This is a genomic window from Burkholderia sp. BCC0398, from assembly GCF_902833245.1.
Taxonomy (GTDB): Bacteria; Pseudomonadota; Gammaproteobacteria; order Burkholderiales; family Burkholderiaceae; genus Burkholderia; species Burkholderia sola.
The window spans coordinates 92,350-102,926 of the sequence record NZ_CADFEM010000022.1; the positions used below are offsets into that span (position 1 = coordinate 92,350).

Here is a 10,577-nt window from a genome sequence, read left to right on the forward strand (position 1 = left end):
TGCCGCATGTCGCGGCAAGGCATGCGACCAGCCGCACGAACGCGGCCCGCAGCAACAACGTCTTTGGGGAGAATGACCATGAACAAGATTCGTACGATTCTGCTGGGTGCCGCTCTGACGGCGATGGCGACGTCGGCTGCATTTGCACAGACGGCCCAGACCGGCGCCCAGGGTTCCGCAGGCGTCGGCGCGCAGGTCCAGACGCCGCTGCTCGGCGGCGGCGTCGGTGTGCAGGCTGGCGCCGGTGCGAATGCGGCAGGCTCGGGTTCGGGCGCGGGCAATGTCGTCGGCGGCGCGCTGAACGGCGTCGGCCAGACGGTCGGCGGCGTGGGCTCGGCAGCCGGGACGGCGGTGGGCGGCGCGACGCAGGCGGTCGGTTCGGCGGCCGGCGCGACGAAGGATGCGGCGGCATCGGCCGTGCACACGACGAAGTCGCACGTGAAGCACGTCGCCGCCTCGGCGAAGAGCCATGCCCAAGGCGCGGTGTCGACCGCAGGCGACGTCGCGGGCGGCGCGAAGGCGAAGGCCGGCGAAGCGCTCGAAGGCGCGACGAATTCGGTGCAGGGCGGCGCGTCGGTCGGCGTGAAGGGCTCGGCGTCGGCGCAAGGCGGCGCGCTGTAACAAGCAGCACGCATCCCGTCACGGCCCGGCCCGGCCCGCTTCGTTGCGGGCCGGGTTTTTCTATTGAGGAACGCGATACGTCGCGCACGGAGCCTCATGTCGAAACGCGGGGAAACGATGCATCGATATTGATTTGGATTGCGAAGAATAATAAGCGGCTGGTCGACTGAACTGGCACGCAATGCGGCCCGCAAGCGGTTCCCCAAACCGCCTACCGCGGAAAGCCCGGCACCGTAACGACATATCTCCCCCGAACGTTTCGGCAGCCCCCGATGCAGGGCATTTTTTCTCCCTCAACAAACCGATTTTGCTTTTCTATACCGCCATCGAGCGGCTAGCGGCCTCAATTTCACTTTCATGATTCAATGACGGCCGCCGTAAATGCATTCGCAATAATGAAATAAAGTATTTGCAAGGAAAGTGGAAGCTAGTTTATAAATACGAGCGATTTGTATTTTCTCTACCGCTCGCAACCATCGACGGTGACGGAACGCCCAGATGGTCGTGACACGGTTCGCTGCGCCTCATCATGTGCGCGCGTTGTCGCGACATGAATGCGCCTGCCAGGCAGCTATGCCGACGTGAGGGAATCCCGTCGAAATTGCTGAACTCGTCAGCCCGCGCCTGGTGAATATCAGGCGGCACACGGCATTTTCGTTATCGAAATGCTGATTATCTGATCGACGTCAATCGCGAGCCATATTGTGGTTCTCGATGATATTAATGTGGCTTTTTTAATCAATTTGATTCGGATTGCATAATGATGGAATTGTATGTAATGAAAAACGAAATGATTGCCGATCCAATATTTTGCTCCGTGATCTGCATTTCGGAAGGAAAGATTCCATGATCAATACGCTGCAGGCATGAAGCACCCGCAGTAATTGAACGTGCCGCCAGCCTCCCGGCGCATCCGCCCTCATGTCGAGCGCGCGATTCGCAGCGGCAACGCAGCCGAACAAGCATGTGCGATCTGGCGCGTCGGTGCCGGTCGCGGCACGTCAATCTTCAAGTCAACCTGCACGACGTGCGCGGCAGGCCCGTTCGATACGTGAAATCCGGTGAGACACAAGTGAATACGATGATATCCACGATGGCTGATGGCGCTGAACCCGACGCGGACGTTCGACCGCGGCTCGCAACGCAACCCTCGAGACTCCTTGTGCTTGGCAAGCGCACGATCGACGAGCTCGACTACGACCCGTCGATGGTGCTCGATGCCGTCGAACGGGCATACCTTGGCCTCGGTACCGGCGAATCCGACAATCCGCGCAAGCTGATGAGCCAGCCCGCGGACAAGCATTCTGTCGCGTACTCGATGCTGGGTCGAGACGGTGGACGCAGAACGGTCGGTTTCAAGACGTCGTATAAGTTCGATCCGGAACACAACCGCGAACTGCAGAAGTACTACACGACGTTGTTGCTGTTCGACGACGAAACCGGCATGCCTGTCGCATTGATGGACGGCAGCCTTGTCGGATCGCTGCGCACGCCGGCGGTGTCCGCCCTGATCGCGCGTGCGGCCGCGCCGCGGGCTCGAACGGCGCTCGTCGTCGGCACGGGGACGCAGGGGCGGATGGCGGCGCCGTTCCTGCTGACCGCATTGCCGGACATCGAGCGCGTGATCGTACACGGCCACTATGAGTCGGGAATCGATGCTGTCCGCAAGACGTTGAAGCGCTTTCATCCGGGCCGTGACATCGAAGTATCGAAGGATCTCGCCGCCTCCGCGAACGCAGCGGACATCGTGCTCGGGGTGGCCGGCGTCGGCGTATCGGAGAGCGTGCGGCACGCGGCGTTGAAGCCGGGTGCGCTCGCGCTTCTGGTCGGATACGGCATTCACGCCGACGCGCTGCATGGCGCCGATTACCGCATCGCGACGAGCGAGGCCCAAATGCAGGTGACCGGTGCCGATCTCGCGGACGAAGCCGGAAAACTGCCTGCCGTCGATGCGGAGCTTCCGGACATACTGCTTGGCCGCAAGCCTGCGCGGCGCAACGATGCCGATATCGTTTACGCGTTCAACAGCGGCATGATCGTGACCGACATCGCGCTGGGGCGCGTGCTGGCCGACGCCGCGCTGACGAAAGGGCTCGGCCGGGAAGTCGAGCTATGGTGACGGATATTCCGCGACTGCCGGCGTTGTGGGATCCGCTACTGCGGGATTTCGTGGACGAGCATCAGGCGATGATCCACGATCTTGTCCATGGCTTCGACGCGCCCGTTCATTTCCTGTTTCCCGAACGTTTCGCGCACAATGTCGCCGAATTTCGGCGCGTACTGGACGATCGCCAGGTGTCCGGGCGCATTTACTACGCGAAGAAGGCGAACAAGGCGCGATGCTTTGCGCATGCGGCGGCAGCATCCGGGATCGGCGTCGACGTCGCAAGCACGGGCGAGTTCTCGGAAGCGTTGGCTGCGGGGGTGTGCGGAGCCGATATCGGTGTATCCGGCCCGTCGAAGTCGCGTGCGCTGCTGCGGCTCGCGGTTTTGCACGATGCGTTGATCGCCATCGACAGCGACGAAGAACTGAATCGGCTGATCGCGATCTCGGAACAGGCGAAGCGGGTTGCACGCATTCTGTTGCGGATGGCGCCGGCGGCACGCAACGATAGCCGATTCGGTTTGAGTGCCGACGCACTTCGCGTTGCGCTATCGACCTGTGCCGCGACGCGGGCGTCGCTCGTCCTTGAAGGGTTCTCGTTCCATCTGTCCGGTTACAGCGCGACGGAGCGCTGCAATCAGGCCGCGATCGCGATGCGTGCGTGCTTGGCTGCGCGCGAACTCGGTCTTGCGCCGCACACGATCAACATCGGTGGCGGCTTCGCGATGTCGTACGCGAGCGAGCGCGACTGGCACGCATTCCAGCGTGCGCACCGGGCGGACGATTACCACGCCAACAAGGTATTCGACGGATTCTATCCATATCACTCGGCCTGCAGCGGCGCGCAGATGCTCGATGCGATCCTGGCTGGTACGCCTGGTGGGGAATCCGCATCGCTCGCCGAACTGCTTCGCGAGCACGGCCTGACGATCATGCTGGAGCCGGGGCGGGCGCTGCTGGATCAGGCAGGGTTCACGGCGTTTGCCGTGCAAGGCGTGAAGGACTGCGGCGACTATGGCATCGCGACCGTCAACGGCACGAGCTTCAGCGTGTCGGAGCAATGGTTTGCCAGCGAATTCCTGCCCGATCCGGAACTGCTAAGCGTCGTGCGCGAGCCTTCGCGATCGCCGCGCACGGGCATGCCTTATCGCGCCTGTGTCGGCGGGGCGAGCTGCCTCGATTCGGACATGCTGACCTGGCGCAAGATCGCATTCGGGCAGCGCCCGGAACCCGGCGATCTGCTGATCTACCCGAACACGGCCGGCTATCAGATGGATTCGAACGAATCTTCATTTCACGAGCTGCCGCTTCCCCCCAAGCTTGTCTTGACACTTGACGGCGCGCGGCCACGCTGGCGCGTCGATCGCCTCTTCCAGCTTCCGGGAGCCTGACCAATGAATGTGCGTTTTATGGGTGAGCAAGCCACGATCACCGTCCCTGCGATCGTGTCGAAGGTATCGGATCTTGTCGGCCGCACGCCGTTGTTCGAATTGATTCGCGGCGCCAACGGCGCGCGCATCCTGCTTAAACTCGAATCGACGAATCCGACCGGCAGCGCCAAGATCCGGATGGCGAGGCAGATGCTCGACGAAGCGGAACAGGACGGCAGTCTGCGGCCGGCCGGACACGTGATCGAATCGACGTCCGGCAATACGGGCATGGGGCTGGCGCTGTTGTCGGCCGAGCGCGGCTATCGGTTTACCGCGATCGTGGACAGTCACGCGTCGAAAGACAAGCTGCGCGCGATGCAAGCATTCGGCGCAAAGCTCGTTTGCGTGAGCGACGGCGACACGATCGCGACGGCGGACCGCGACGCGCTTGCCAAGCGCATGGCAGCCGACGATCCGGACAGCATCTGGACGGAGCAGCACAACAATCCCGCGAACGGTAACGGTTACCGCGGGCTGGCACATGAACTGCGCGACGTCCTCGGCGACCGAATCGACTTTCTGGTCGGGTCGGTTGGCACCGGAGGCTCGCTGTTCGGCACTGCACGAGAACTGCTCGCGACGGGCCCGGCGCCGCGCGTCATTGGTGTCGAGCCCGTCGGGTCGATCGTGTTCGGCGGCGAAGGCGGATCGTATTATCAGTCCGGCACCGGGACGCCGCCCGGCGCCGAGATCGGCGCGTTGGTCGACTATGCGTTGCTCGACGAAGGCCACAAAGTGACGGACGCGGCCGCCTTCAATACGGCACGCTATATCGCACGCAAGAAGTCGCTGCTCGTCGGCGGCTCGGCGGGCAGCGTCATCTGGCACGCGTTGAAGATGTTCGATTCGCTGCCGGCGGGTGCTACGCTCGTGGCCCTGGTCTGTGACGGCGGCGAAAAATACCTCGACACGGTGTTCGACGACGACTGGATGCGAGCGCGAAATCTGCTCGACGAGTCGATTGATCAGGAACTCGAATCGATATTTTCCCGCGCCGCATGAAAGTTCATCGACAAGTCTGGCTCGATGCCGCGCAAATCGGCGTGCTGGCCGCTCCTCTGATCCTTACGCAGCTCGCCCAGGTGGCGCTGACGACCACCGACATCGTCATGATGGGGATGCTTGGCCCGCGCGAGATCGCCGCTGGGGGGCTCGCGCTGACGATCTTCAACCAGTTCCGGACGATGGGAACCGGACTGGTGACGGGAACCGGCAACCTCGTCGCGTTCGCGAACGGTCAACACGCGCATGCCGACATCATGCGGCTGGTGCGCTCCGGCTTTGCGCTGTCGACGCTCGCGGCACTGGCGTTTGCATTGATGATGCTGTGTATCGAAATGCCGCTTGTCTGGCTCGGGCAGGATCCGGACGTTGCGCGGCAAGCCTCGTTCTATCTTGCGGCGGCCGCACCGGGCATATTGCCGTGTCTGTGGTTTCAGGTGCTTCGACAATATACCGTCGGACTGCGCAAGCCCGGGCCGCTATTGGCGATCACGATCGTATCGATCGTCGTCAATGCGGCGCTCGACTACGCGTTGATGTTCGGCCGGTTCGGCTTTCCGAAGCTCGGCCTGATCGGTATTGCGTGCGCAACCAGCAGCGTGTACCTGCTTTCCTTCATCGCGTTTCTGACGATCGCCAGGCGCCGGCCGGAACTGTCCGAACACTTGTCGCTTGCCGTCTGGCGCGCCGATGCCGATACGTTGGCGCGGACGTGGCGGATGGGTTTGCCGATTGCGGCAACCTATGGATCGGAAGCTGCGTTCTTCACCGTCCTCACGCTCGTGATCGGGACGCTCGGCGCCGATGCGCTGGCTGCCCAGACGATCGTGAATCAGGTGATCTACATCGTGTTCATGATTTCGGTCGGTTTGTCTCACGCTTCGTCGATCAGCATCAGCCATGCGTGTGCGCGGCACGACTATCGCGGTGCGCGTCGACTCGGCTATACGGGGCTCGCGCTGGGCGTCGTGACCATGTTGATCGTTGCGCTGCCGTATCTCGTTGTGCCCACCCGCGTGCTCGCGCCATTTCTCGATAACGGCGTGGCCGCGAGTGCCGAAGTCCTGCGCCTCGCCGGTGGGCTGCTGACGATCGCGGCGCTGCTGCAGATCTTCGATTGCAGCCAGAACATCGGCGTCGGCATTTTGCGGGGCCTCGGTGACGTAACGAGTTCGTTTCGGATATCGATCGTCGGATACTGGTTGATTGGTCTGCCGATCGCCTGGGCGGCCGGTGTGATGCTGGGATACGGCATCTACGGCATCTGGAGCGGACTCGCCATCGGGCTTGCGGCCACGGCATCGATGCTGCTGCACAAGTTCGAGGGCCGCCTTCGCGCGATGACGAAGCGGACGCAAGACGGACGTTCGTGAACGCGACGAAGCTTCCAATGCGCACACCGGTGCACATCGGGCACCGGAATTTCCTGAAATACCGGCCGGCATTGCATCGAACGCGCCACGTCCGCTCGTCTCGCCAGCGGCGGAATGCCGGCCGAATCCCCGACTGCCCGCAGGTGTTGTCGTTGATGGACGTCGACGTATCTTTGTCCGCAACCGTACCCGGTGCGCGGCATGGTCGTCGTAACCGGCCTCATACGGCGTATTCCGCTTTGGGGACGCACAAGCGGTGACGGTCACTGCTCATGATTGCGCTAATCGTATGCCGACGAGATGCGTCGGTGGAAAGTTTGCGTAGTCTGCCAATTTTTCTAATTCGGCCGATCGATGGCCGCAAGAGCGCGACAAATATAACGGCATTTGAAAGACATGATTTGATCGGCCGGATTTCTTGAATTATCGAAACGGTAATTGATTGCGGTGGATTCGGGGGATGTGAATAATGCCTCGCATTATACGAGGGGGTGAAATTGATGTCGGCTGATTTGTAAAGTTTTCTGGCGTCCTCGGGTCGGAATTGTGACAAAATGCCGCACTTCGCCGGATTGTTGAAATATTATGCGATATAAAATCGTTTTTATGCAATAAAACCGCCATTTTTTCGCGTAATACAAAAGAAAGGTTCATTACATATTTTTTTCGGAAAGTAATGTTTCTGTCTTCTGTCCTCCGATATACTTGCGCAGCTTCAAGTTTAGAGCGCGGAATCTAGACAGGTGGCCCGTACAGTGAACTGTTTCAGCCATTGGCAAAGTAAATAATTCAGATGTTAATGGTCTTGCGTAATTGGTTTGTATTCCTCGTGAGTACTGGTTATCAAAACATGGTTCGCGAACGATGGCGGCCTAGACGTTGCCATCGGATACTGTCGCAGTGCTGGCGCGTAGAAAGCAAGCGGCGTTGGATTGCCCGTCCGGTACGGCCTTGAAGCCTTGGCAGATATTCGGCTGCCGGAGCATGTCAACGAATACGAATCTTGTCTTTTCAATAAGGGCCCAGAAAATTGGAGACCTTTTCTCGCATCATTGGCGAGATTCTTCGTCCCAACGGTTTGACCGAGGGGATCGATCAACTCGCGGAAAAAATCGGACGCGTGATTCCGTTCGACAAGTGTTTGATTTTGCACGGCGGAAGCGGCGATACGGCTTCTCACGGGCTGATATATCGCTATGGGGCCGCGAGCGACGCCGGAACCCGGCGAGGCGTGACTTTGTTTGGTCCCGGGATCGATATCGATCGATATCTGAGTTGCTTCGCGTTGTCCGATCGTCAGGATCATACGTTTCGCTGGCGCGATCTCGACGGGGAAGCGCCGCAACGCGATGCGCAGGTCAACGATGTCGCGTCATACATGCGCGGGCGGGGTGTGGTCGCTTGCATCGGCGCTCCACCCGGTGATTCGACGGCCATTCGGACCGTTTTGCAGCTGAAGTGCGAAGACACGACGTTGCATTCGGCGTTGCTCGTCAGTCTCATCGCCATGCATTTGCACGCAGCGTTGACCCAGAAGATTGCGAGGCAGAACCGGGAAGGCGCGCAACCGTGTGCAGCGGGTCTCGAGCCGGATGCTTGCGAAAGCGCGAACAGGATTCAGTTCACGAGAAAGGAATCCGATGTAATCAAATGGGTCGTCGAAGGCAAGACTGCGTGGGAAATCGGCCGGATCCTTTCGATGTCTGAAAGAACGGTCAAGTTTCATCTGACGAACGTCTATGAGAAGCTGCGTGTGTCGAATAGAGCGCAAGCGGTGGCGAAGGTTAGCCGTCTGGGATTGATCTAGGAGAGTTCGGGAATGTCTTTCAAGGAAAAGGTCAAGGCATTTGTCGCGCGTCACGGGTTGACGTACAAAGCCTATATTTTGTCGATTCTCTTTCTGCCGCCGGCAGCACTTTATATCGCATGGAAGCGACCGGGCTTGCCGATCCCGGGCCGTGTCTTGCTGTGCGTGACCGGCGTGCTTGCGCCTCCGTTGGTCGGTATCGCCACGGCGATGATGCTGAAAGGCGCATTCGATTTGATCCGGACCGTCATTTCCGTTTAGTTTCCCTGCTGATTGCCGAATACGATTCCGCTTTTCCGAGCGTGGTTCTCGATCGCTTCATCATTCATTTCATAGACGCCAATGAATGCCCGACTGCCAACCGTACAATTGCTGGAGCGTATTCGGGCAATAGCAGGATTGCATGAACCGTCGCGCAATATTCCGTATAACTACACGTCGTTTTCCGATCGCGAGATCGTGATCCGCCTGCTCGGCGAGGACGCGTGGGCGGTGCTCGACGAACTGCGCGCCGAGCGCCGCACGGGCCGCTCGGCACGGATGCTCTGCGAAGTGCTCGGCGACCTCTGGATCGTGCGCCGCAACCCGTACCTGCAGGACGACCTGCTCGATAACCGAAGGCGTCGCCGGTTCCTGATCGCCACGATGCATGATCGGCTGTCCGAAATTGCAAGGCGCCGTCGGGTGAGTGTGAGCGGATGGTACGACGACGCCGGCCGCGAACGCGCGTCGCGCGTCGAGATGCTCGAAACCGCCGCGCAGCGCGCGGTCGACGAATTCGCCGACGAATTCGACAAGATGGCCGAGCTGCGCCGCCGCGCGACCAAGGCGCTCGGCCGCTGCACGCAGAAGGACAACATCCGCTTCGACGGGCTGTCGCGCGTGTCGCACGTGACGGACGCGACCGACTGGCGCGTCGAATACCCGTTCGTCGTGCTGACGCCGGACACCGAAGCCGAGATCGCCGCGCTGATCAAGGCGTGCTTCGAGCTCGGCCTGACCGTGATCCCGCGCGGCGGCGGCACCGGCTACACGGGCGGCGCGGTGCCGCTCACGCCGTTCTCCGCGGTGATCAACACCGAGAAGCTCGAACAGCTCGGCGCGGTCGAACTGACCGAGCTGCCGGGCGTCGCGCACAAGGTGCCGACGATCTTCTCCGGCGCGGGCGTCGTCACGCGCCGCGTGACCGAGGCGGCCGAAGCGGCCGGCTACGTGTTCGCGGTCGATCCGACCTCGCTCGACGCGTCGTGCATCGGCGGCAACGTCGCGATGAACGCGGGCGGCAAGAAGGCCGTGCTGTGGGGCACCGCGCTGGACAACCTCGCGTGGTGGCGAATGGTCGACCCGGACGGCAACTGGCTCGAAGTCACGCGCCACGAGCACAACCAGGGCAAGATCCACGACATCGCGGTCGCGCGCTTCGAGCTGAAGTGGTTCGACGGCGCATACGCGCCCGGCGAGAAGCTGCTCAAGACCGAGATGCTCGAGATCGAGGGNCGCAAGGAAGGGCTCGGCAAGGACGTGACCGACAAGTTCCTCGCCGGCCTGCCGGGCGTGCAGAAGGAAGGCTGCGACGGGCTCATCACGTCCGCGCGCTGGGTGCTGCACAAGATGCCCGCGCATACGCGCACCGTCTGCCTCGAATTCTTCGGCCAGGCGCGCGAGGCGATCCCGAGCATCGTCGAGATCAAGGACTACCTGTTCGAGACGTCGAAGCAGGGCGGCGCGATCCTCGCGGGCCTCGAGCACCTCGACGAGCGCTACCTGCGCGCGGTCGGCTACGCGACCAAGAGCAAGCGCAACGCGTTCCCGAAGATGGTGCTGATCGGCGACATCGTCGGCGACGACGCCGATGCGGTCGCGCAGGCGACGTCCGAAGTGATCCGGATGGCGAACGGCAAGAGCGGCGAAGGCTTCGTCGCGGTCAGCGCGGAGGCGCGCAAGCGCTTCTGGCTCGACCGCAGCCGCACGGCCGCGATCGCGAAGCACACGAACGCGTTCAAGATCAACGAGGACGTCGTGATCCCGCTGAACCGGATGGGCGAGTACACCGACGGCATCGAGCGGATCAACATCGAGCTGTCGCTGAAGAACAAGCTGCAGCTGGTCGACGCGCTCGAGGCGTTCTTCAAGGGCGGCAACCTGCCGCTCGGCAAGACCGACGACGCGAACGAGATCCCGAGCGCCGAGCTGCTGGAAGACCGCGTGCAGCAGGCGCTGGAGCTGCTCAAGCGCGTGCG

The 10,577-nt window shown here is 61.6% G+C and carries 8 protein-coding genes; all 8 read left to right on the plus strand.

The features are described 5' to 3' along the window. Positions 1–78: 78 nt before the first annotated feature. Positions 79–621 carry a hypothetical protein gene (locus HWX76_RS33615; protein WP_124557703.1) on the plus strand — a complete coding sequence of 181 codons (543 nt, stop codon included), beginning with the start codon at positions 79–81 and terminating at the stop codon, positions 619–621. Between the two features lie 1,162 nt (positions 622–1,783). Further along, positions 1,784–2,740 carry an ornithine cyclodeaminase family protein gene (locus HWX76_RS33620; protein ID WP_244138059.1) on the plus strand — a complete coding sequence of 319 codons (957 nt, stop codon included), beginning with the start codon at positions 1,784–1,786 and terminating at the stop codon, positions 2,738–2,740. A 68-nt stretch (positions 2,741–2,808) separates the two neighbouring features. Continuing rightward, the gene (locus HWX76_RS33625; protein ID WP_235356334.1) at positions 2,809–4,116 is read left to right on the plus strand and encodes an alanine racemase; all 1,308 of its coding nucleotides are present in this window, start codon (positions 2,809–2,811) and stop codon (positions 4,114–4,116) included. Positions 4,117–4,134: 18 nt separating this feature from the next. Then, on the plus strand, positions 4,135–5,157 hold the full coding sequence (locus tag HWX76_RS33630; RefSeq protein WP_124655195.1) for a cysteine synthase family protein: 1,023 nt from the start codon (positions 4,135–4,137) through the stop codon (positions 5,155–5,157). 41 nt (positions 5,158–5,198) lie between these two features. Continuing rightward, positions 5,199–6,530: an MATE family efflux transporter gene (locus HWX76_RS33635; protein WP_244138060.1), complete on the plus strand. Its 1,332-nt coding sequence runs from the start codon at positions 5,199–5,201 to the stop codon at positions 6,528–6,530. Positions 6,531–7,560: 1,030 nt separating this feature from the next. Continuing rightward, the gene (locus HWX76_RS33640; protein ID WP_235356336.1) at positions 7,561–8,337 is read left to right on the plus strand and encodes a LuxR C-terminal-related transcriptional regulator; all 777 of its coding nucleotides are present in this window, start codon (positions 7,561–7,563) and stop codon (positions 8,335–8,337) included. Between the two features lie 12 nt (positions 8,338–8,349). Next, positions 8,350–8,598, plus strand: coding sequence for a hypothetical protein (locus tag HWX76_RS33645; RefSeq protein WP_050018218.1), 249 nt, complete (start codon positions 8,350–8,352; stop codon positions 8,596–8,598). An 81-nt stretch (positions 8,599–8,679) separates the two neighbouring features. After that, on the plus strand, positions 8,680–10,577 hold a 1,898-nt coding region (locus HWX76_RS33650), incomplete at its 3' end, for a DUF3683 domain-containing protein (protein WP_244138061.1).